This is a genomic window from Pseudomonas sp. MH9.3 (assembly GCF_034354675.1).
Lineage (GTDB): Bacteria > Pseudomonadota > Gammaproteobacteria > Pseudomonadales > Pseudomonadaceae > Aquipseudomonas.
This window is the reverse complement of sequence record NZ_CP133785.1, coordinates 2,878,573-2,898,821: the sequence shown is the minus strand read 5'-3', so window position 1 is coordinate 2,898,821 and position 20,249 is coordinate 2,878,573. Positions and strand designations below refer to the sequence as shown.

The following is a 20,249-nucleotide window of genomic DNA, read 5'->3' as shown; positions in this document are numbered from 1 at the left end:
TCTGCTTTGGAGCCAGTATGAATTCGTTGCCCATCGATGATGTTTTACCCGCCTTGCGTGACGCCTTGGCGATTCGCCATGAAGCCGTGCTGGAAGCGCCGCCCGGCGCCGGTAAAACCACCCGCGTGCCGCTGGCCCTGTTGAACGAGCCCTGGCTGGCCGGGCAAACCATCCTGATGCTCGAACCCCGGCGCCTCGCCGCCCGTGCGGCGGCCGAACGCCTGGCCAGCGAGTTGGGTGAAAAAGTCGGCGAAACCGTCGGCTACCGCATCCGTCTCGACAGCAAGGTCGGGCCCAACACGCGTATTGAAGTGGTCACCGAAGGCATCCTCACCAGGCGCTTGCAGGACGACCCGGCGCTGGACGGTGTGGGGCTGCTGATCTTCGACGAATTCCACGAACGCAGCCTCGATGCCGACTTGGCTCTGGCCCTGAGCCTCAACGGGCGCGAGCTGTTTCGCGACGAGCAGCCGCTGAAAATCCTGCTGATGTCCGCCACCCTCGAAGGCGAGCGATTGGCCAGCCTGCTGGACGACGCACCGATTTTGCGCAGCCTGGGGCGTATGTTCCCGGTGCAGATGCGCTGGGGGCGGCCGTACCAGTCTGGTGAGTTCATCGAGCCGAGAGTGGTGCAGACCGTGCTCGATGCCCTGCACGACGAGACCGGCAGCGTGTTGGTGTTTTTGCCGGGGCAGGCGGAGATTCGCCGGGTCCATCAGCAACTGGCCGACGCCCTGGGCGATCGCGCCGAGGTGCTGCTGTGCCCGCTGCACGGCGAGCTGGACCTCAACGCCCAGCGCGCCGCCATCGACCCGGCACCTGCCGGCAAGCGCAAAGTGGTGCTCGCCACCAACATCGCCGAGACCAGCCTGACCATCAACGGTGTGCGTGTGGTGATTGATGCCGGGCTGGCGCGGGTGCCGCGTTTCGACCCCGGCAGCGGCATGACCCGCCTCGACACCCAGCGTATCTCCCGCGCCAGTGCCACCCAACGTGCCGGCCGGGCAGGGCGCCTCGAGCCTGGCGTGTGTTACCGACTGTGGTCCGAAGACCAGCATGAAGGCCTCGCGGCCTATGGCAGTGCGGAAATCCTCGCCGCCGACCTCGCCGGCCTGGCCTTGCAACTGGCGCGCTGGGGCGTGACGCCCGCGCAGTTGGTGTGGCTGGATGTGCCGCCGAGCGCCGCGTACGCCCAGGCCCAGGACCTGCTGGTGCGTCTGGGTGCATTGAATGAGGATAAATTGACCGCCCACGGGCAGAAAATGGCCGAGTTGCCGACCCATCCGCGCATCGCCCATCTGCTGTTACGCGGGCAAGACCTGGGGCTGGCGGACACCGCCTGCCATGTCGCGGCACTGTTGGGCGAGCGCGATATCCTGCGGGGTGCCGGTGCGGACCTGCACAGCCGCCTGGCGCTGCTGTCCGGCGAAGAGCGCGCCCGTGGTACCCAGGGCGGCGTGCAACGGGCCCGGCAACTGGCGCGGCAGTATCGTGGCTACTTGAGAGGCAAGGCGACGCAGGCCGTGGCCGACCCCGACCACCCGCGCTGGCTCGGCGCCTTGCTGGCGCTGGCCTACCCGGACCGCGTCGCCCAGCAACGCCGTGCCGGTGGCGCCGAATACCGCCTGGCCAATGGCCGTGCCGCGCTGTTCGCCGAGGCCGACAGCCTGATGAAACAGCCCTGGCTGGTGATCGCCGACCTCGGCAGCCGTCAGGGCCAGCGCGAGGAACGCATCTACCTGGCGGCAGATTTCGATCCGGCGCTGTTCGACACGGTGCTCGCCGAGCAGGTGCGCACGGTCGATCAACTGGACTGGGACGAACGCGAAGGCATGCTGCGCGCCGAACGCCAACGCAAGGTCGGCGAACTGGTGCTCAGTCGCGAGCCGCTCAGCGGCCTGGATGAAAGCGCGCGCAGCCAGGCGCTGGTCAACCTAGTGCGACGCAAAGGCCTGGAGTTGCTGCCCTTTACCCCGGAGCTGCGCCAGTGGCAGGCCCGCGTCATGCTGCTGCGCGAGCTGGATAGGGGCGCGCCCAGCGAATGGCCGGACATCAGCGACAAGGCCTTGCTCGCCAGCCTGGAACACTGGCTGATGCCCTACCTGGGCAAAGTCTCGCGCCTGAGCCATTTCGCCCACCTGGACATTTCCAGCTACCTGCACAACCTGCTGCCCTGGCCGCTGCCGCAACGCCTGGACGAACTGGCGCCGCAGCATATCAAGGTGCCCTCGGGGTCGTCGGTGCGCCTGGACTACAGCGAACAGCCGCCGATTCTGGCGGTGCGTTTGCAGGAACTGTTCGGGCTGGCGGACACGCCGCGCATTGCCGGCGGGCGCCAGGCGGTCAAGCTGCACCTGCTGTCCCCCGCACGGCGGCCGGTGCAGGTGACCCAGGACCTGGCGAACTTCTGGCGCAGTACGTACGCCGAGGTGAAGAAGGATTTGAAGGGGCGGTATCCCAAACATTATTGGCCGGATGACCCGTTGGTGGCGGAGCCGACGGCGAGGATCAAGCCTCGCAAGCCTTAATGTTGAAGATCAAAAAATGTGGGAGGGGGCTTGCTCCTGATGGCGGTGGTTCAGTCAGTGTATGGGTAGCTGACACACTGCCATCGGGAGCAAGCCCCTCCCACATTGATATTTTTGACAGTTATTGCGCGGCGGGCAGGAGAAAGCGGGCAATCACCGGCAAATGATTGGAAATACGCAACGTATCCTCCTGTCGCACCTTTGCCTCCACCCGCTTGATCCGTGGGCTGTAGAACAGGTAATCGAGTGTGCGATCCGGGCCGTCGATGCCGGGGTCGTTGGGGAAATGCGTCAGCCATTTTTCACGGTCGATGCCGCTGGACTCGCTGTTGCTCGGGATCATCGGGTATTTGTCCCACAGCAGGTGCAGCTCGCTGTCCGGCGAGTACTGCCCGCGTTTGTCGGCGTCCAGGCGCAGGTATTGGCCCAGCGGCAATAGGTTGAAATCCCCGCCGATCAACCAGGGTGTGCCCCGGCCTTCGAATTTATCCAGCAGCTTCACGGTGGCCTTGACCTGCTCCTGCACCGCACTGCGCCCAGGGGTATCGCCGTCCAGGCGGGTGTTGAGCACCGCCAGTTGGCCGCCGTCGCTCAGTGGCAGGTAGGTCAGCAGCAAGGCCGGCCTGGGCTGGAACTGGCGGCTGATGAAGTTGGCGTCCGAGGTGGGCAGTTGCAGGCGTTCGGCGTGTTCGATCTGGTAGCGGCTGAGGGTTGCGAGCTTGCGGCCGACGCTGCCGAAGATGTGCAGGCTGGGGACGAAGTCGGCCTTCCAGTCGAAGGCCTGGGCGCTGCAGGGGTAGAGGTCGACCAGGCGTTCCTGCAGCAGGGCCAGTTGGTCCTGGTAGTGGGAGGGCTTGGCGTTTTCGTCGATTTCCTGCAACAGCAGCAGGTCGGGTTGTTCGTCGCGGATCACCCGGGCCACTTCGTCGAGGCTGAAGGCCATGTCTTCGACGGTGGGACGTTCGTCCGGGCCGCCGCCGTCGCTGCGGTCGTACCAGAACACGTAGTTCTTGCCGGCCAGGTATTGCACGTTCCAGGTCATCACCTTGAGCGCCTGCCCAGGCAGCAGGGTCGGCGCACGGGGCGCGACGCAACTGACGGGCAAGGTCTGCCTGGCGGCCGGGCGCCAGGTCAGGTGGTAGATCAGGGCGGTGAGCAGGCCGGCAACGATCAGCAGGCCCAGCAGGGTGATGCGCAATAAACGGGTCATCGGCTCGGCTTATGGCGTTTCAGAAGTGGCCGTGAGCATATCACCGCGCGTCGGCATCGCCACCGATCAACATGAATAAACGGAACAGCACCACACTGGTAAACAGCTGCAGAAAGCTGTGCGCGCTGTCCATCACCAGGCCCAGCAGCGGCGCCGGCTCAGGGTAGGCCGCCACGCTCGCGCCCTTGAGCAGCCACAGCGGCGTCATCACGCACAGCAGGCACACCAGGATTCGCCAGAAATGCCCACGGGTCAGGCGCAGACTTTCCTTCATCGCCTCCAGGGCCGACATGCCGCGCAACACCAGCAGGTATTCGGCGAATGCCAGCACCACCATCAGCCACAGCCCCGGCAGGAAATACAGCGACAGCCCCGCCAATATCAGCAGCGTGCTCATGGCGGTCAGCAGGGCGAAGCGTGGCCACAGGGCCAGGGCCATGGCCCACACATCGCGGGTGCGTGGCGACTCGCCACGGGTGCGGGCGTCGAGAAACAGGATCAGCGCACCGGTGTACAGCGGGTACACCAGTAAACCTACCACCACGCTGTAACCGGCAAATGCCTCCGCGCCCAGCGTGTGGTCCAGTATCTGTTGCAGCAAGGCTTCGAGGATCACCAGCGGCAAACACAATTGCACGATGGCGCCGAGGTTGTGCCGGGTAAAGCGGAAAGAGTCGCGCAGTACGTCTAACGGATTCATCAGGGATATCGCAGGCCTGTAAATAAAGGAACACTTTAACCGATCAGACTCGCAGCGACGCAAACGTAAACCTTGCGTAAAGACCATTGAAACAACTCGTAACACCCCCATAACTAGCATGCACCTGGCCTGATCACAGGCAGGACCCTGATTTCTACCGGCAATCTAACGAGGTCGCCATGAACAGCGAAGAGCAAACCCTGATCGATGGACTGTTTTCACGGTTGCAACAAGCCGAAACGGACTCAGCCCCCCGCGACGCCCAGGCCGAAGCGCGGATCAAGGAGCACATGACTCGCCAACCGGCCGCCGGGTACTACATGACCCAGTCGATCCTGGTGCAGGAGCAGGCGCTGAAAAGCCTGGATGCGCAGAACAAGCAGCAGGCGCAGCAGATCCAGCAACTGCAGGACGAGTTGCAGCGGGCCAAATCCGCGCAACCGGCGCCGGCGAGCGGCGGTGGTTTTCTGTCGAGCATCTTTGGCGGCAGCTCGCGCGATACCCAGCCTGCGCCGTCCAATGCCGGCGGTGGCTGGCGTGAACCCGCGCGGCCTGCGTTCGGCCAGCCTGCGCCGCAGCAGAACTACCAGCAACCACCCCAGGCGGCGGCTGCAGCACCCATGGGCAGCGGTTTCCTGGGCGGCGCGATGAAAACTGCCGCTGGCGTGGCCGGTGGTGTGTTGCTGGCCGAAGGCATCAGCAGCCTGTTCCACCACAACCAGCAGCCGCAGGTGGTGGAGGAAATCATCGAACAACCGGCGCCGGCCAGCGATCAAGGCAACTGGGGCAACGACGACCAGAAATTTGCCGGCAATGACAGCTGGGGCGGCAACAACACCGACAGCTTCGCCGATAACGATTATGTCGACGACTCCTCTTCCTTCGGCGACGACGATACCTTCGTCTGACACACCGGGACCGGGGCGCGCTGTCGTCCCGGTCTGATTTTTCCCGGAAACGTTCCTGTGGCTGGCATACTGGCACCCTTTCCGGGCCCTGGCGCCTGGCTGTCATGAGGAAGTGCGGTGAAGAAAATTGCAGTGTTCGCCGATGTACAAAACCTCTACTACACCGTGCGCCAGGCCTATGGTTGCCACTTCAACTATGCCGCGCTGTGGGCTGACATCAGCGCGCGCGGGCAGATCGTCGAGGCGTATGCGTATGCCATCGACCGTGGCGACAGCAAGCAGCAGCAATTCCAGCAGATCCTGCGCAACCTGGGCTTTACGGTCAAACTCAAGCCGTACATCCAGCGCAGCGACGGCTCGGCCAAGGGCGATTGGGACGTGGGCATCACCCTCGATATCATGGACGCCGCCGACCACGTCGACGAAATCGTGCTTGCCTCCGGTGACGGCGACTTCGACATGCTGCTCGACCGCGTCATCAATAAACATGGCGTTGAGGCAGTGGCCTACGGCGTACCGGGCCTGACCGCCAATTCGCTGATACGCGCCGCCAGCCGCTACGTGCCGATTGAAGGCGCGTTGCTGCTCAAATAAATAGTTGGACGGAGTGCAAACAGGTTTGGAACGTATAGCGGTCATCGACTTTGAAACCACCGGCATCACGCCGAGCAGCCACTGCCGCGCGACGGAAATCGGCGTGGTCATTCTTGAGCGTGGGCAAATTGTCGACCGTTATCAGAGCCTGATGAACGCCGGCGTACGCGTGCCCGGCTTTATCGAACAGCTCACCGGGATCAGCAACGCGATGTTGCGCAGCGCACCGCCGGCCGAGCGCGTGATGAATGAAGTCAATGAATTCGTCGGCACCACGCCGCTGTTGGCGCATAACGCCGCGTTCGACCAGAAGTTCTGGGACTTCGAGCTGGGCCTGATCCGCCGCACCCGCCTGCAAAAATTCGCCTGCTCCCTGCTGCTGGCCCGCCGCCTGATGCCGGCTGCGCCGAACCACAAACTCGGCACCCTCAACAGCTACGCGCAACTGCCCCACACCGGCAAGGCCCACCGGGCGCTGGCGGATGCGGAGATGGCGGCCAACCTCACGGCGCATCTGGCCCAGGAGTTACGGCGCACCCACGGCTTGCGCGAACTGTCCCACGACCTGCTGTGCACCTTGCAGAAAGTGCCGGCGGCGAAGATCAATGAGCACCTGAAGAAACATCGCGGGTTTTGAGCCTGCCACCCTCTCAAGAACACTGAAAATCCAAATGTGGGAGGGGCTTGCTCCCGATGGCGGTGTGTCAGGCAACTGATGTGCAACTGAACCACCGCCATCGGGAGCAAGCCCCCTCCCACATGGGTTATGCGGTGATCATCCAGGTTGCACACACTCCAACGCCCGATCCACCACCCCTCTCGCCATTTCCACCAAATGCATCACTGCCCGCTGTTGCGCATTCATGGCGTCCCTGGACGAATGCGCTGTCTCCACTGCGCACTGCAGCAAATCCGCCGCATGGGCCAGGGCGTCTTCGAAGCTCAGGTTGTCATTCAGGATGAAGGTGGGCGCATCCGGGGCGGACGCTTTGAGATAGTGGTCGGTGGCGCGGCGATGGAGCAGGGCGTCTTCGCTGGGGAAGCGGGGTGGATCGGGGGTGACTTTGACCATGGTGAAACTCCTTGCTGGAAGAAGTTGGCACCGTCCGCTTGCACGCGAAGAGGGTGGCAACTGTGCGTAGGTGTGCAAGACCGGGGCAAGAAGTAAAACCCAGCAGACCCGAGGGTCTCCCACGCACAGCTGCCATAACTGGCAAGCACCAAGCAAAAGCTGAGCGCTAAGCTGCGTTGATTTGTAATTCTTATTGCCGCCGGACTTGCACGTCCGGTCACCGAAAACTCAATGACCGAGCGAGACTAGCTACCTGATCCGACGGAAACAAGGCTGTGGGATTCTCTCGGAAACGTCCCGCAAATGATAGGGATCGGTCTTGCTGGCCACTAAACTATCAGCTGTTTGTGGAGCCCTTTCCGCTCTTTCTGAATGGTCAGTAGGCCGATCAGCTAACGCACCGTCAGATCTTTCTGTTTTTTTCTTCGCCCATTTATCGCCCTTTGCCTCGACCTAACATTGCGCCTGTCATTTACGTAAAAGGACTACGTCATGCAGGAAAGCGATCTTCATACGGCGATCATGCGGGGCATGTTTGAACTCAAATCAAAAGGCATTGATTTCGGCTCAGCCTCAAACATGGCGTTTCATTTGGGGAACACGATGACAAGCTGCCCGGCAGTCATGGTGTTGCCTGATTCAACGGGCTGGAACCATGGAGCCAGCTACCAGTTAGTGCGGCCCATTCATTCGGACTCTTCGGCGCCTGGCACTACGTTTGATGAGCTATGGAAATGTACGCAGCAGCACTACGGCTTGACTGCAGCAACGCTTATCACTGGCGCAGCAGGTATACCCATCAGCAAAATTGCCGTGGGCGCCTGGGTCCACGTCGGTTCCAGCAAAACGACGAATCTGGCGAGCTTGATTGGAATGCGTTTTTTTCCTCGTACATTGATCAGGCAACCAACGGTGGCCAGAATGGCAAAAGCAACGTTTGGCACCGTTCGGGTATTCGGGATTATCGGGCGAGGTATTCCCTTCGTTGCAGCGGGGCTGGCGATCTTTGATTTAGTCAGTATTGGCAAGTGTGCCTATGAGGCAAGAAATGGAAGGTGATCTGACCAGAGCCGATATCAGCGAAAAAGTCATTCAGTTATTCGTCGATATCATTGGCTTCATCGACCGAACTCAGGTGACGGAGCAAACCGACTTCGTCCATGACTTCAAGATTATTGATGATGACCTGACTTGCTTCGTCATGCAGATCAAATGGCAGTTCAAACTGCGCGCGACTCAGGATGACTGGGATCACATCACTACGATCGGGCAGGTTATCGATTTAATCGCTCAGCGCTCGTCTATTCAGTAGACCAGCCACCCCCTTCCGAAAAGTGTACGGCCCGTTTAAACAGGTTTTGTAACTTATGTTTAACAGTCCGCCTTCCTAAAATAAGCCCCCCTTCTCCTGCCATAGAGCCGCCCCATGCCTGGCCCCCGTCGCTTTCCCTTACCCTTGATCGCTGCCTTTTTCGCGCTGTACGTCATCTGGGGCTCCACTTACCTAGTGATTCGCATTGGCGTGGAATACTGGCCGCCGTTGTTGCTGGCGGGGATTCGGTTCTGCACGGCGGGCGCGTTGATGTATGGCTTTCTCAGATGGCGTGGCGTGCCGGCGCCGACCTGGCCGCAGTGGAAGGCCGCCGGCATGATCGGTATTTTGCTGCTCACGGTGGGCAATGGCGGTGTCAGTGTGGCCGAGCATATGGGTGTGTCGTCCGGTGTGGCTGCGCTGGCCGTGGCGACGGTGCCACTGTTTACCTTGCTGTGCGGCTATTTCTGGGGCGCGCGCAATACGCGGCTGGAGTGGGCGGGGGTGATTTTGGGGATTATCGGCATCGCCATGCTCAACATGGGCAGCACACTGCAATCGAGCCCGATGGGCGCAGTGCTGCTGTTGATAGCAGCCGCCTCCTGGGCGTTTGGTTCGGTGTGGAGCCGGCAACTGTCGCTGCCCCAGGGCGCCATGGCCAGTGCGGCGGAAATGCTCGTGGCGGGTGTGGCGCTGTTGCTGGTCAGTGCGCTGTCCGGCGAGCACCTCAAAGCCCTGCCGCCGCTGGAAGGCTGGCTGGCCCTGGCCTACCTGACCGTGTTCGGCTCGATCATCGCGTTCAACGCTTATATGTACCTGCTCAAAAACGTACGCCCGGCGGCGGCCACCAGCTATGCCTATGTGAACCCGGCCGTCGCCGTCTTGCTGGGGATCGTCTTCGTGGGTGAAACCATCGGCCTGGAGGAGGCCTTCGCGATGCTGGTGATCATCAGCGCCGTGTTGCTGATCAGCCTGCCCCAATGGCGCAAGCCCAAACCGGAAATAAGGTAAACTGCCGCGCATTACGCCTTTGCGCTGAATTTTTCCTACGGTAAACACATGACTTTCGCCACCCTTGGCCTGATCGAACCCTTGCTGCGCGCCCTTGAGACGCTTGGCTACCAGACCCCGACGCCGGTGCAGGCGCAAGCCATTCCGGCGGTGCTGGCCGGTCGTGACCTGATGGCAGCGGCTCAGACCGGCACCGGCAAGACTGCCGGTTTCGCCTTGCCTCTGCTGCAATTGCTGACGATGGAGGGGCCGAAAGTCGCCGCCAACTCGGCGCGCGCGCTGATCCTGTGCCCGACCCGCGAGTTGGCCGAGCAGGTTCACGCCAGCGTCGCCGAGTACGCGCAGAACCTGCCGCTCACCACCTACGCGGTGTATGGCGGCGTGAGCATCAACCCGCAGATGATGAAGCTGCGCAAGGGTGTCGATATTCTGGTCGCCACGCCCGGCCGCCTGATCGATCTGTTCCGCCAGAACGCGCTGAAACTCAACCAGTTGCAAACCCTGGTGCTGGATGAAGCCGACCGCATGCTCGACCTGGGCTTCTCCGAAGAGCTGGCGAACATCTACCGCATGCTGCCGAAAAAGCGTCAGACCCTGCTGTTCTCCGCGACCTTCTCCGATGAGATTCGCACGCTGGCCGGGCAGATGCTCAACGACCCGCTGAGCATTGAAGTCAGCCCGCGCAACGTCGCCGCCAACACCGTGAAGCAGTGGGTGGTGCCGGTGGACAAGAAGCGCAAGGCCGAGCTGTTTGTGCACCTGATGCGCAAGGGCCGCTGGAAGCAGGTGCTGGTGTTCGCCAAGACCCGCAACGGCGTGGATGCGCTGGTGGACAAGCTGCAAGGGTTGGGCATCAACGCCGACGGCATTCATGGTGATAAACCCCAGGCCACGCGCCAGCGTGCGCTGGACCGTTTCAAGAGCAGCGACGTGCAGATTCTGGTGGCCACCGACGTGGCGGCCCGTGGCCTGGACATCGAAGACCTGCCGCTGGTGGTCAACTTCGATCTGCCGATCGTTGCCGAAGATTACATCCACCGCATCGGCCGTACCGGGCGCGCGGGCAATACCGGGGAAGCGATTTCCCTGGTGTGCGCCGATGAAGTGAACATGCTGTCGGCCATCGAGATGCTCACGCGTCAGACCCTCACCCGCAAGATGGAGCCGGACTTCGAACCCGAGCACCGCGTGCCGGACACCGATGCCAGCGGGCAGGTGGTGAAGAAGCCGAAAAAGCCGAAGAAGCCCAAGGCGTCTGGCGGTGGTGGTGGCAAGCGCAATTTGGGCAAGTGGGTGGAGAGTGGCGACTCGGCGCCGGTTGAGCCGTCGATCAAGCCGGTGCGCAAGGTGCCGGTGTTCAATACCGGGCCGCGCAAGAAGAAGTGATTTCGCGGCGCTGCTGATGGCCCTATCGGGAGCAAGCCCCCTCCCACAGTTTTGATCTGTGAATACATTCAAAATGTGGGAGCTGGCTTGCCTGCGATGGCGGGCCCGAAGACAGCACAACGATCAGCGCTGAAGCCAGTTCAGCATCCCCCGCCCAGCCGCTCTGCCACTGGCAAAACACCCCGTCAGCAAATACCCCCGGTCGGCGCCTCCCAATCCAGCATCTCCCCCGCACAGAAAACCCCCGGCAATTGCTTGAGCATCAAGCGCTCATCCAGCGCCTCAAACGGCACACCGCCTGCGGTGCTGATGGCCTCATCGATGGGGCGCGTCTTCACCAGGGTCAACGGCAATGCCTTGATATCCACCGCCAGCTGCGCGGGATCATTGAAGTGCTCAGCCGGCGTCAACTCGCGCAACAGCGCCGCCTTGACGCCGTCCACTCCCAGTTGACTGTGCAAATGCTTGCTCATCGAGCGCGAACCGCGCGGTTTGGCCAGTGCGGCCTGCACGGTGTGCAGCGGCTTGCTGGGCAGCAGATCAATATGCACGGTGGCCGCGCCGTCACGGTTGATGGCCTCACGTATCGGCGCCGACAGCGCATAGATCAGGCTGCCCTCGATGCCGGTGGCGGTGATCACGCATTCGCCCAGCCGGGGCTTGTCGTCGCCCAGCCCGATGGCGACATTCTTCAACGGCGCGCCAGCGAATTTGCTGACCATCAATTCGCTCCAGGCCGACACCTCAAACCCGCAGTTGCTCGGTTGCAGACGAACATAGGGCACGCCTTTGTCTTCCAGCAACTTGAGCCAGGCGCCATCGGAACCCAGTCGTGACCAACTGCCGCCGCCCAGGGCCAGCAGCACGGCATCACTGCGCACGGTCTTCTCGCCCTCCGGGCTGTGGATAAGTAAATCGCCCTCACTGTTCCAGCCCAACCAGCGATGCCGGGTGTGGATAACCACGCCCTGGTCGCGCAGGCGCTTGAGCCAGGCGCGCAGCAGCGGCGCGGCTTTCATGTCGGCAGGAAATACGCGGCCGGAGGTGCCGATAAAGGTCTGGATGCCCAGGCCGTGGATCCATTCGCACAATGCCTCGGCACCAAACTCACGCAGCAACGGCGCCAGGTGCGGTGCCCGTTCGGCATAGCGGGCCACGAACGCCGGGTACGCTTCGGAGTGGGTGATGTTCATGCCGCCCACCCCCGCCAGCAGGAATTTGCGCCCCACCGAGGGCATGCCGTCGTACAGGTCCACGCGCACGCCGGCCCGGCTCAGGACTTCGGCGGCCATCAGCCCGGCGGGGCCGCCGCCGATGAGGGTGACGTGGTGAGGTGGGGTCTGAGGCATGGGCAGGGCTACGGTGCTGTGAATAAGCCGGGCATTCTACCGGACGCGACGCCGGCTGCCTGATCAAAAAACATACAGTTTTCTGCAGGCCTTGCGGATAAATGCCTACAGGCGCTTACGCTCAAGTTATCCACAGGCCGTTCCACAGCCATTGTGGGTAACGCCCAGCGTTCAGTGACACCCTGATGACGTCCACACCCGCTGCGCGCTGTGGTGCAGGATGCCGTGGCGGCGCGCGAGGGCAGGGCGGTCCTTGCTGTAGCCGCCGCCGATCACGCCCATCACTGGAATGTCGCGACCCAGGCAGTGGCGCATGACGGCTTCATCGCGGGCGGCGACGCCTGAGTCTGTCAGCTTGAGGTAGCCGAGGGCGTCGTCCTTGTGCACATCCACGCCGGCGTCGTACAGCACCAGGTCGGGCTGGTACAGCGGCAGCAGGTAGTTGAGCGCATCGTCGACCACCTTGAGGTAATCGGCGTCGCCCATGCCCATGGGCAGCGGAATATCCCAGTCGCTTTGGGCCTTGCGCGCGGGGAAGTTCTTTTCGCAGTGCAGCGACACGGTGATGGCATCCGGCGTGTCGTGGAGAATGCGTGCGGTGCCGTCGCCCTGGTGCACGTCGCAGTCGAAGATCAGCACGCGGTTGACCCGGCCGCTGGCCAGCAGGTAATGGCTGATTACCGCCAGGTCATTGAAGATGCAGAAGCCCGCCGGGTAATCGTAATGGGCGTGGTGGGTGCCGCCGGCCAGGTGACAGGCCAGGCCGTGTTCGAGGGCTTGTTCGGCGGCGAGCAGGGAACCGCCGACCGCACGCACGGTACGCCTGGCCAGGGCTTCGCTCCAGGGCAGGCCGAGGCGGCGCTGGTCTTCGCGGGACAGTTCACCGCTCATGTAGCGTGCGATGTAGCCAGGTTCGTGGGCCAGGGCCAGAATCTGCGGCGGGCACAACTCTGGGCGCAGCAGACGGCTGTCTTCGGTCAGCCCGCTGGACACCAGGTGGTCGCGCAACAGGCGAAACTTGTCCATGGGAAACCGGTGGTCTGCCGGGAACTCAGGGCTGTAGTCATCGTGGTAGATCAATGGCAAAGGCATGGGATTTTCTGACGGGAACCTGCGAAGGATCTTACCAGCGCTGTACACTCTCGCACATGGCAAGGGAGGGGACCCATGGAGCCGATACTCGAACTGCACAGCGCACGCCTGATCATGCGCCAATGGCGCGACAGCGACCTGCCGGAATTTGCACGCATGTGCGCCGACCCGCAGGTGATGCGCTATTTCCCGGCCACCTTGAGCCACCTGGAAAGCGCCGCGTTGATCGGCCGTATTCGCGGCCATTTCGCTGAATTCGGCTTTGGCCAGTGGGCCTTGCAGCGCAAGGACAGCGGCGAATTCATCGGCCTTACCGGCTTGCAGCATGTCAGCTTTGAGGCAGGTTTTACCCCAGCGCTGGAAATCGGCTGGCGCCTGGCCCGCGAACACTGGGGGCTGGGTTATGCCAGCGAGGCGGCCTGGACCGCGCTGCGCTGTGGGTTCGACCGCTTGCAGCTGGATGAAATCGTCGCCTTCACCACCGAGGCCAATTTGCCATCGCAGAAAGTCATGCAGGCCATCGGTATGCATTACGATCCCCAGGCAGATTTTGAACACCCCAAGGTCGCAGCCGATGACCCGCTGCGCCCACATGTTTTGTATCGCATCACCCGCGCCCAATGGTTGGACACGCTGCACGGATAAGCAGCCCGGAATGCCCCGTAGATTTTAGGAGTTGCTCTATGAGCCAAGTATTGGAAGATCTGGTGGACTTGCTGACCCTGGAACCGATTGAGGAAAACCTCTTTCGCGGCCGCAGCCAGGACCTGGGTTTTCGCCAGTTGTTCGGCGGTCAGGTGCTCGGCCAGTCGTTGTCGGCCGCCAGCCAGACCGTGGAAGAAGCGCGTCATGTGCATTCCCTGCACGGTTATTTCCTGCGTCCAGGTGATGCCGCCTTGCCGGTGGTGTATTCGGTGGATCGCGTGCGTGACGGCGGCAGTTTCAGCACGCGCCGGGTGACGGCGATCCAGAAGGGCAACCCGATTTTCACCTGCAGTGCGTCATTCCAGTATGACGAGGAAGGCTTCGAGCACCAGACCACCATGCCTGTCGTGGTGGGGCCGGAAAACCTGCCGTCGGAGCTGGAGCTGACCCAGCAGCGCGCGCACTTGATCCCCGAGCACATGCGCGACAAGCTGCTGTGCCCCAAGCCCATCGAAGTACGCCCGGTCACCGAGCGCGACCCGTTTAACCCGCAGCCGTCCGACCCGGTCAAATACGTGTGGTTTCGCGCCGATGGCGCCCTGGCGGATGCGCCGGCGCTGCACAAGTACCTGCTGGCCTACGCCTCGGACTTCGGCCTGCTGACCACCTCGCTGCTGCCCCATGGCAAGACCGTGTGGCAAAAGGATATGCAGGTCGCGAGCCTCGACCACGCGCTGTGGTTCCACGCCGACCTGCGCGCCGACGACTGGCTGCTCTACGCCATGGACAGCCCGTGGGCCGGTAATTCCCGTGGGTTCTCGCGGGGCAGCGTGTACAACCGCGCCGGGCAACTGGTGGCGTCGGTGACTCAGGAAGGCCTGATTCGTCATCGCAAGGACTGGGCATGAGCCTGGCAGAGGTTAAACATTGGGTGTTCGACATGGACGGCACCCTCACCGTGGCGGTGCACGACTTTGCGGCCATTCGCGTGGCCCTGGGCATACCGCCCGAAGACGATATCCTCACCCATCTGGCCGGGTTGCCGGCCGATATCGCAGCGGCCAAACATGCCTGGCTGCTGGCGCATGAGCGTGAACTGGCGCTGGCCTCGACGGCAGCCGAGGGTGCGGTGGCGCTGGTGCGCGAACTGGCCCAACGCGGTTATCGCCTGGGCATCCTGACCCGCAACGCGCGGGAGCTGGCCCACGTCACGCTGGCGGCGATTGGCCTGGCGGACTGCTTTGCGGTGGCGGATGTGCTGGGCCGTGAAGACGCACCGCCCAAGCCGGCACCGGGTGGATTGTTGAAGCTGGCGACTGCCTGGGGCGTGGCACCGGGCGAGATGGTGATGGTGGGGGATTACCGCTTCGACCTGGATTGCGGAAGGGCGGCGGGAACGCGGACGGTGTTGGTGAACCTGCCGGAGAACCCGTGGCCGGAGCTGGCGGATTGGCATGCCGAGGATTGCACGGCGTTGCGCCGGATGATTCAGGCCAGTCAATAGAAATCAAAAGGTTGAAGGGAGCAAGCCCCCTCCCACATGTTTATCCGGCTTCGTCAGTTGAACAGGGCTTTCTGGCCCTCCGGCGAGGTGAACATCCTGTCGCCGTCATGCCCCACACCCGGCACTTCCACCAGCCTGTGGCTCAACTGCGGATGACGCAGCTTGAGGTAGTCAAAATAGTTGTGCCCACGAATCAACCGATACGCGCCCTGGGTTTCAGCTTCGCAGCTTTTATCCAGCGCCGGATGGTTGGGGTCGGTGTCCTGCTGACCCAGCAGGTAGGTGATATCCCGCGACACGTAGGTCTGTTCCAACTGCTGGGGCCCCTGGCCCTTGGCGTAGTCGGGCAGGTTTTGCATGCCGTATTTCCAGTCGTTGAAGCCCGGGCAGCGGGCGGCGTCGAACTTCACCGGGCGTTGCGGGCTGAAGTACGCATAGGATGAGGGGTTGGCCACCACGTAACGCAGGCTGATGCCTTCGGTTTGCAGGGGCGGGTGAGCCTGGCCGGTGAGGGCGAAGCGCTGCACCACCTGGCCGCCGCCGGAGTGGCCGGCGACCACGATCTGTTTCAGCGCCGGGAACAGTTTACGGTCGCCCAGGTGCTTGATGATCTGGTCCAGCGCAGCAAACGAGCTGATCTGGCCCGGGCCGGTGGACGATGCGCCACCCATCCAGTCATTGCCATGCCAGCGCAGCAACTGATCGCTCAGGTGATTGCGCTTCACGTCCGCCTGGTTGAGAAACTGCGGCGCGATCACCAGCGTTTCAGCGCCGACGCCGGCCTGGCGGGCGGCATCGACCCCGCTGTGCAGGTAGGTCTGCGCGTTGCGCAGGCGACCATGCACGATGATCAGCGCCCGCGTGACCTGGGGCATCGGCTGGCGCCAGTCCTGGCTCAAGCCCAGGCTCAGGTCGCCGGCCTGCAGGTGAAAGCGGTCAGGGCTGACCTCCTTGACGCCGTGTTCAGCCGCCAGGGTTGAACAGCACACCAGCAGACCCAGCAGCACACCCCATGGTTTGTTCATTTAGAGACTCTTGGCCGCAAAGGTGTCGCATTGAGTGATCTGGCCACCTGCGAAGCCGGTCTTGAACCAGCGAACCCGCTGTGCCGAGGTGCCGTGGGTAAACGAGTCAGGCACCACGCGGCCCTGACCCTGTTGCTGCAAGCGGTCATCGCCAATCGCGTTGGCGGCATTCAGCGCTTCTTCGATATCGCCCGGTTCCAGCCAGTTCAGGCGCTTTTGCGCACGGTTGGCCCATACCCCGGCAAAGCAGTCGGCTTGCAGCTCCTGGCGAACCAGCAGGCCACCGTCGCCTTCCATCGGACGGCCCTGCTGGCGGGCGGTCTGAATCTTGGCCGAGATGCCGAGCAGCGTCTGCACGTGATGGCCGACTTCGTGGGCGATCACGTAGGCCTGGGCGAAGTCGCCGGCGGCCTGGAAACGTTGTGACATTTCCCGGAAGAAATCCAGGTCCAGGTACACCTGCTGGTCGGCCGGGCAGTAGAACGGGCCGCTGGCCGAGGTGGCCCCACCGCAGGCGGAATTCACCCGGCCACGGAACAGAATCAGTTTCGGGTTGGTGTAGGTCAGGCCGTTTTCCTTGAACACCTGGCCCCAGGTGTCTTCGGTGTCGCCCAGCACGGCGCGCACAAAATCAGCCTGCTCGTCGTTGGCCGGTGGTGCCTGGCGCGTTTGCGGGCTCACCGAAGGCGCTTGCTCGGCCTGGCCGGTCAGCTCGCTGAGGATCTGCATCGGGTTCTGGCCGGTCAGCCAGCCAATGCCGACGATCAGCACAATCGCCGTGAGGCTCAGGCCCTTGCCGCCGCCGAAGCGCATGCCGCCACCGCCGCCGCCACTGTCATCCCGGGCATCCACCACGTTGTCGCTGCGTCGGCCTTTTTTCCATAGCATGGTGCAATCCTCTTGATGAAAGGTCCTACAAAAATATTGATGAAGTATGGCCTTATTGGCGGCAATAGCCTTCGCCGGTGGCGACGATCAGGCAGTCTTTTTTATCCGCCAGCCATTTAAGACCCGTGGCCTCACCGTCCCCGGCGCGCAGTATCTGCGGGCCGTCCGGGCGGGTGAAGGCGATACCGTCCTCGGCTTCTTCACCCTTGAAGGTGCCGGTGTCCTCGGCATCCAGGCCGTATTGCATGGTCAGGATGTAGTGCCCACGGCCAATGGCGTCGTCCTTGGCGATGGTGAGGTTCAGGCCTTCGACGCCGATCCATTTGCCCACCCATTGGTCGGTGGGCGGGGTGGGCGGCACCAGGGTCGCCTGCACCGAGGGCGGCGCAGGTTTGGCCGGTGCCTTGTCCTCATGGTTACAGGCGGCGAGCAAGGCCAGGGTGGAGAGCAGGAACAAGGTTTTTTTCATGGCAGGCAGGCCTTGGTTAAAAAATGTGCAATACGGCAGTGAACGTGCAGGGTTGGACCCAAACCCGGTGATTTAGTGCGCTGTTCGCCCGGTGTTTGGTTATGCTCTGAGGGCAGACCCACGCCCGGCTGCTAGATTATTCGGTTGAGTGCCATCGCGTTTAACTCGCCACCCAAGAGAATTCAATGACTGTCAGTACCCCGCTTTCCGGCGTCAACCATCCGTTCAAAGGCATCCTGTTGATTGTGGTGGCGACGTTCCTGTTCTCCAGCCACGACGCGCTGTCCAAATACCTCGCCGGGTTCTACCCGATCGTGATGGTGGTGTGGGCGCGCTACATGGTGCACACCTTGCTGATGGCCGGGATTTTCCTGCCGCAGTCGGGCCTGCGCGTACTGCGCAGCAAACGCCCCGGCATGCAGGTGGTGCGAGCGTTGTGCCTGCTGGGCACCAGCCTGTTTTTCACCACGGCGCTGCATTACATCCCGCTGGCGGAAGCCACGGCGGTGAACTTCCTCGCGCCCATCCTGGTGACCGCGCTGTCGGTGCCGCTGCTGGGCGAGCACGTTACGCGGGGCCAGTGGCTGGCGGTGATCTGCGGGTTCATCGGCGTGGTGATCATCATCCATCCCGGCGGCGAGCTGTTTACCCCGGCGGTGCTGCTGCCGTTGTGCTCGGCGCTGTTCTTCTGCTTCTACCAGTTACTCACGCGCATCCTCAGCCAATACGACACGCCCACCACCAGCAACTTTTTCGCCGGGCTGTGCAACACCCTGGTGATGAGTGCGATGGTGCCGTTCTTCTGGCATGTGCCGAGCCTGTGGCATGGGGTGATGATGCTGGCACTGGGCACCTGCGGCATGACTGCCCACTTGATGTTGACCCAGGCGTTCCGCTTCGCGGCGCCGGCCTTGCTGGCGCCGTTCGGCTATTGCCAGATCGTGTTTGCGGGGTTGTTGGGCTGGCTGGTGTTCAGGCATACCCCCGACATGACCACGGTGGTCGGCATCGGGGTGATCTGCATGAGCGGGCTGGCCGCTGCCTGGCAGCAGCGGCGTCGTTGAGTTACACGTCTACCGTCGGAATCTTGCGCGGGGCCATGAAGTACATCCAGGTCAGCGCAATGAAGTACATCGCCGGGATCAGGGTGAACAGCACCGTGTAGTTGTTGTTGGTCACCGTGAGGATGTGGCCGACGATCTGGGTCATGAACATGCCGCCGATGGCCGCGCACATCCCGCCGAACCCGAACACCGTGCTCATCATGTGCTTGGGCGTGTAGTCCATCACCAGGCTCCAGATGTTGGCGGTCCAGGCCTGGTGCGCGCCGATGGCCAGGGAGATGGCAAACACCGCGACCCACAGCTGGCTGGAGCCGGCCGCCATGATCACGCCGACGATGCAGCAGGCGAACAGCAGCATCGACAGCAGCCGTGCCTTGATCGAGTTCATGCCACGGCCGATCAGGAACGACGACAGGATACCGCCGCCCACGCTGCCGAAGTCGGCGGTGAGGTAGATGATGATCAGCGGGATGCCCATCTGCGTCACGTTGATGCCCAGGTTGTATTGCTGGTTCAGGAACGGCGGCAGCCAATACAGGTAGAACCAGAACACCGGGGCGGTCAGGGCGTAGGCGATGGCGAAGGCCCAGGTGCCGCGCATGCGCAGGATGCGGCTGAACGGAACGCCCGGTTGTTCCGGCTCGACTTCCCGCTGCACGTAGTCCAGTTCCGATTGTTTAACGCTCGGATGATCTTCCGGGTTGTAGTACTTCAAACCCCAGAACACCAGCCACAGCGCGCCCAGCGACGCCATGCACAGGAACGCCGCCTGCCAGCCCCACACGTGCAGGATCAACGGCAGCAGCATCGGCGTCATCATGGCGCCGACGTTGGTGCCGGCGTTGAAGATACCGGTGGCTACTGCGCGTTCACCGGCCGGGAACCACAGGCGGGTGGTCTTGACGCAGGCCGGGTAGTTGGCGGCTTCGGTCAGGCCCAGGATAAAGCGGCACACCATAAAGCCCACTGCCGAGGTGGCCAGGCCGTGCGCGCCGGTGGCCAGGCTCCACAACAGCACGGCGCAGAAGAACACGCGCTTCACACCCACCCGGTCGATCAAGCGGCCCTGCAGCACGAAGCCGATGGCGTAGCCCACCTGAAACCAGAAGTTGATGTTGGCGTAGTCCATCGCCGTCCAGCTCATTTCCTTGGCGAGGATCGGTTGCATCACGCCCAGGGCGGCGCGGTCGATGTAGTTGAGGGTGGTGGCGAAGAACACCAGGGCCAGCATGCCCCAGCGAGTTTTACCCACGGCCAGGGCGCCGCGGATCTTGTCGCCGATGCCGGCGTGCGGGGTGCCCGGGCGGGTGGCCAGGGTAGGGTTTTGCAAAGGCATGAGGTCGTACCCGTTTTTTTGAAATTTTTATGGTGTGTTCTGGGTCTTTTCTTACGAGATCGATGGTGCGCAGCGGTTAAAAAATCGTCAATTCGCCAAATCGGCTAGTGTTCGATAATCGCACCAAAAACTAACCGGTTCGTACATTATGATTGC

Annotated in this window: 20 protein-coding genes and 1 pseudogene; 12 read left to right on the top strand and 9 right to left on the bottom strand. The window is 62.6% G+C overall.

Annotated elements, in window-relative coordinates:
- The first annotated feature begins 17 nt into the window (after positions 1-17).
- Positions 18-2,528 (top strand): ATP-dependent helicase HrpB, encoded by a 2,511-nt coding sequence (gene hrpB / locus RHM60_RS12665; RefSeq protein ID WP_322211998.1) that lies wholly within the window; start codon positions 18-20, stop codon positions 2,526-2,528.
- A gap of 121 nt (positions 2,529-2,649) precedes the next feature.
- On the opposite strand, the gene RHM60_RS12660 is transcribed toward hrpB, so the two are convergent.
- Both RHM60_RS12660 and RHM60_RS12655 read right to left on the bottom strand, forming a co-directional pair.
- On the bottom strand, positions 2,650-3,738 hold the full coding sequence (locus tag RHM60_RS12660; RefSeq protein WP_209985114.1) for an endonuclease/exonuclease/phosphatase family protein: 1,089 nt from the start codon (positions 3,736-3,738) through the stop codon (positions 2,650-2,652).
- Positions 3,739-3,778: 40 nt separating this feature from the next.
- Entirely contained in the window at positions 3,779-4,438 is a 660-nt protein-coding gene (locus RHM60_RS12655) for a YciC family protein (RefSeq protein ID WP_322211997.1), read from the bottom strand.
- 179 nt (positions 4,439-4,617) lie between these two features.
- On the opposite strand from RHM60_RS12655, the gene RHM60_RS12650 reads away from it, so the two are divergent.
- The 3 genes from RHM60_RS12650 (at position 4,618) to RHM60_RS12640 (ending at position 6,577) form a co-directional block, all read left to right on the top strand.
- Positions 4,618-5,346: a DUF2076 domain-containing protein gene (locus RHM60_RS12650; protein WP_209985106.1), complete on the top strand. Its 729-nt coding sequence runs from the start codon at positions 4,618-4,620 to the stop codon at positions 5,344-5,346.
- Positions 5,347-5,463: 117 nt separating this feature from the next.
- The gene (locus tag RHM60_RS12645) at positions 5,464-5,940 is read left to right on the top strand and encodes an NYN domain-containing protein (RefSeq protein WP_003236960.1); all 477 of its coding nucleotides are present in this window, start codon (positions 5,464-5,466) and stop codon (positions 5,938-5,940) included.
- Positions 5,941-5,965: 25 nt separating this feature from the next.
- On the top strand, positions 5,966-6,577 hold the full coding sequence (locus RHM60_RS12640) for a PolC-type DNA polymerase III (RefSeq protein ID WP_231422584.1): 612 nt from the start codon (positions 5,966-5,968) through the stop codon (positions 6,575-6,577).
- 138 nt (positions 6,578-6,715) lie between these two features.
- Here RHM60_RS12640 and RHM60_RS12635 read toward each other — a convergent pair whose 3' ends face one another.
- A complete protein-coding gene (locus tag RHM60_RS12635) occupies positions 6,716-7,012 on the bottom strand; it encodes a DUF6124 family protein (RefSeq protein ID WP_209985100.1) in 297 nt (98 codons plus the stop codon).
- Between the two features lie 492 nt (positions 7,013-7,504).
- Between RHM60_RS12635 and RHM60_RS12630 the strand changes: the two genes are divergently transcribed.
- The 4 genes from RHM60_RS12630 to RHM60_RS12615 all read left to right on the top strand — a co-directional run bounded on the left by RHM60_RS12630 (position 7,505) and on the right by RHM60_RS12615 (position 10,721).
- Positions 7,505-8,071, top strand: a complete 567-nt coding sequence (locus RHM60_RS12630) for a hypothetical protein (RefSeq protein WP_209985096.1) — start codon at positions 7,505-7,507, stop codon at positions 8,069-8,071.
- Positions 8,061-8,324 (top strand): acyl carrier protein, encoded by a 264-nt coding sequence (locus tag RHM60_RS12625; RefSeq protein ID WP_209985093.1) that lies wholly within the window; start codon positions 8,061-8,063, stop codon positions 8,322-8,324. The genes RHM60_RS12630 and RHM60_RS12625 overlap by 11 nt, the downstream gene beginning before the upstream one ends.
- A 114-nt stretch (positions 8,325-8,438) precedes the next feature.
- On the top strand, positions 8,439-9,335 hold the full coding sequence (yedA, locus tag RHM60_RS12620; protein WP_209985091.1) for a drug/metabolite exporter YedA: 897 nt from the start codon (positions 8,439-8,441) through the stop codon (positions 9,333-9,335).
- A gap of 48 nt (positions 9,336-9,383) precedes the next feature.
- A complete protein-coding gene (locus RHM60_RS12615; protein WP_209985088.1) occupies positions 9,384-10,721 on the top strand; it encodes a DEAD/DEAH box helicase in 1,338 nt (445 codons plus the stop codon).
- Between the two features lie 123 nt (positions 10,722-10,844).
- Here RHM60_RS12615 and RHM60_RS12610 read toward each other — a convergent pair.
- Positions 10,845-12,070 (bottom strand): annotated as a pseudogene (locus tag RHM60_RS12610) (TIGR03862 family flavoprotein).
- 171 nt (positions 12,071-12,241) lie between these two features.
- Positions 12,242-13,162 carry a histone deacetylase gene (locus tag RHM60_RS12605; RefSeq protein ID WP_322211996.1) on the bottom strand — a complete coding sequence of 307 codons (921 nt, stop codon included), beginning with the start codon at positions 13,160-13,162 and terminating at the stop codon, positions 12,242-12,244.
- Positions 13,163-13,237: 75 nt separating this feature from the next.
- Between RHM60_RS12605 and RHM60_RS12600 the strand changes: the two genes are divergently transcribed.
- From RHM60_RS12600 to RHM60_RS12590, 3 genes are read left to right on the top strand one after another with little or no spacing between them, the layout of a single operon-like run.
- Positions 13,238-13,807, top strand: a complete 570-nt coding sequence (locus RHM60_RS12600) for a GNAT family N-acetyltransferase (RefSeq protein WP_209985077.1) — start codon at positions 13,238-13,240, stop codon at positions 13,805-13,807.
- A 38-nt stretch (positions 13,808-13,845) separates the two neighbouring features.
- Entirely contained in the window at positions 13,846-14,715 is an 870-nt protein-coding gene (gene tesB / locus RHM60_RS12595) for an acyl-CoA thioesterase II (RefSeq protein ID WP_209985074.1), read from the top strand.
- Entirely contained in the window at positions 14,712-15,311 is a 600-nt protein-coding gene (locus tag RHM60_RS12590; RefSeq protein WP_209985071.1) for an HAD family hydrolase, read from the top strand. The genes tesB and RHM60_RS12590 overlap by 4 nt, the downstream gene beginning before the upstream one ends.
- Before the next feature lie 53 nt (positions 15,312-15,364).
- Here RHM60_RS12590 and RHM60_RS12585 read toward each other — a convergent pair whose 3' ends face one another.
- The 3 genes from RHM60_RS12585 to RHM60_RS12575 are packed head-to-tail and all read right to left on the bottom strand — an operon-like array spanning position 15,365 to position 17,693.
- A complete protein-coding gene (locus RHM60_RS12585) occupies positions 15,365-16,336 on the bottom strand; it encodes an alpha/beta hydrolase (RefSeq protein ID WP_322211995.1) in 972 nt (323 codons plus the stop codon).
- Positions 16,337-17,224, bottom strand: a complete 888-nt coding sequence (locus tag RHM60_RS12580; RefSeq protein ID WP_057008662.1) for a neutral zinc metallopeptidase — start codon at positions 17,222-17,224, stop codon at positions 16,337-16,339.
- A 52-nt stretch (positions 17,225-17,276) separates the two neighbouring features.
- Positions 17,277-17,693, bottom strand: coding sequence for a lipoprotein (locus RHM60_RS12575; protein ID WP_322211994.1), 417 nt, complete (start codon positions 17,691-17,693; stop codon positions 17,277-17,279).
- 185 nt (positions 17,694-17,878) lie between these two features.
- Here RHM60_RS12575 and RHM60_RS12570 point away from each other — a divergent pair, with 185 nt between their 5' ends.
- On the top strand, positions 17,879-18,757 hold the full coding sequence (locus tag RHM60_RS12570; protein ID WP_322211993.1) for a DMT family transporter: 879 nt from the start codon (positions 17,879-17,881) through the stop codon (positions 18,755-18,757).
- A gap of 1 nt (position 18,758) precedes the next feature.
- Here RHM60_RS12570 and RHM60_RS12565 read toward each other — a convergent pair whose 3' ends face one another.
- A complete protein-coding gene (locus RHM60_RS12565) occupies positions 18,759-20,093 on the bottom strand; it encodes an MFS transporter (protein WP_231422591.1) in 1,335 nt (444 codons plus the stop codon).
- Positions 20,094-20,249 lie beyond the last annotated feature (156 nt).

Bases quoted from the DNA above. Each gene is read 5' to 3' on its own strand.
- hrpB (WP_322211998.1), top strand. From the start codon at position 18: ATGAATTCGTTGCCCATCGATGATGTTTTACCCGCCTTGCGTGACGCC.
- RHM60_RS12660 (WP_209985114.1), bottom strand. From the start codon at position 3,738: ATGACCCGTTTATTGCGCATCACCCTGCTGGGCCTGCTGATCGTTGCC.
- RHM60_RS12655 (WP_322211997.1), bottom strand. From the start codon at position 4,438: ATGAATCCGTTAGACGTACTGCGCGACTCTTTCCGCTTTACCCGGCAC.
- RHM60_RS12650 (WP_209985106.1), top strand. From the start codon at position 4,618: ATGAACAGCGAAGAGCAAACCCTGATCGATGGACTGTTTTCACGGTTG.
- RHM60_RS12635 (WP_209985100.1), bottom strand. From the start codon at position 7,012: ATGGTCAAAGTCACCCCCGATCCACCCCGCTTCCCCAGCGAAGACGCC.
- RHM60_RS12630 (WP_209985096.1), top strand. From the start codon at position 7,505: ATGCAGGAAAGCGATCTTCATACGGCGATCATGCGGGGCATGTTTGAA.
- RHM60_RS12625 (WP_209985093.1), top strand. From the start codon at position 8,061: ATGGAAGGTGATCTGACCAGAGCCGATATCAGCGAAAAAGTCATTCAG.
- yedA (WP_209985091.1), top strand. From the start codon at position 8,439: ATGCCTGGCCCCCGTCGCTTTCCCTTACCCTTGATCGCTGCCTTTTTC.
- RHM60_RS12615 (WP_209985088.1), top strand. From the start codon at position 9,384: ATGACTTTCGCCACCCTTGGCCTGATCGAACCCTTGCTGCGCGCCCTT.
- RHM60_RS12605 (WP_322211996.1), bottom strand. From the start codon at position 13,162: ATGCCTTTGCCATTGATCTACCACGATGACTACAGCCCTGAGTTCCCG.
- RHM60_RS12600 (WP_209985077.1), top strand. From the start codon at position 13,238: ATGGAGCCGATACTCGAACTGCACAGCGCACGCCTGATCATGCGCCAA.
- tesB (WP_209985074.1), top strand. From the start codon at position 13,846: ATGAGCCAAGTATTGGAAGATCTGGTGGACTTGCTGACCCTGGAACCG.
- RHM60_RS12590 (WP_209985071.1), top strand. From the start codon at position 14,712: ATGAGCCTGGCAGAGGTTAAACATTGGGTGTTCGACATGGACGGCACC.
- RHM60_RS12585 (WP_322211995.1), bottom strand. From the start codon at position 16,336: ATGAACAAACCATGGGGTGTGCTGCTGGGTCTGCTGGTGTGCTGTTCA.
- RHM60_RS12580 (WP_057008662.1), bottom strand. From the start codon at position 17,224: ATGCTATGGAAAAAAGGCCGACGCAGCGACAACGTGGTGGATGCCCGG.
- RHM60_RS12575 (WP_322211994.1), bottom strand. From the start codon at position 17,693: ATGAAAAAAACCTTGTTCCTGCTCTCCACCCTGGCCTTGCTCGCCGCC.
- RHM60_RS12570 (WP_322211993.1), top strand. From the start codon at position 17,879: ATGACTGTCAGTACCCCGCTTTCCGGCGTCAACCATCCGTTCAAAGGC.
- RHM60_RS12565 (WP_231422591.1), bottom strand. From the start codon at position 20,093: ATGCCTTTGCAAAACCCTACCCTGGCCACCCGCCCGGGCACCCCGCAC.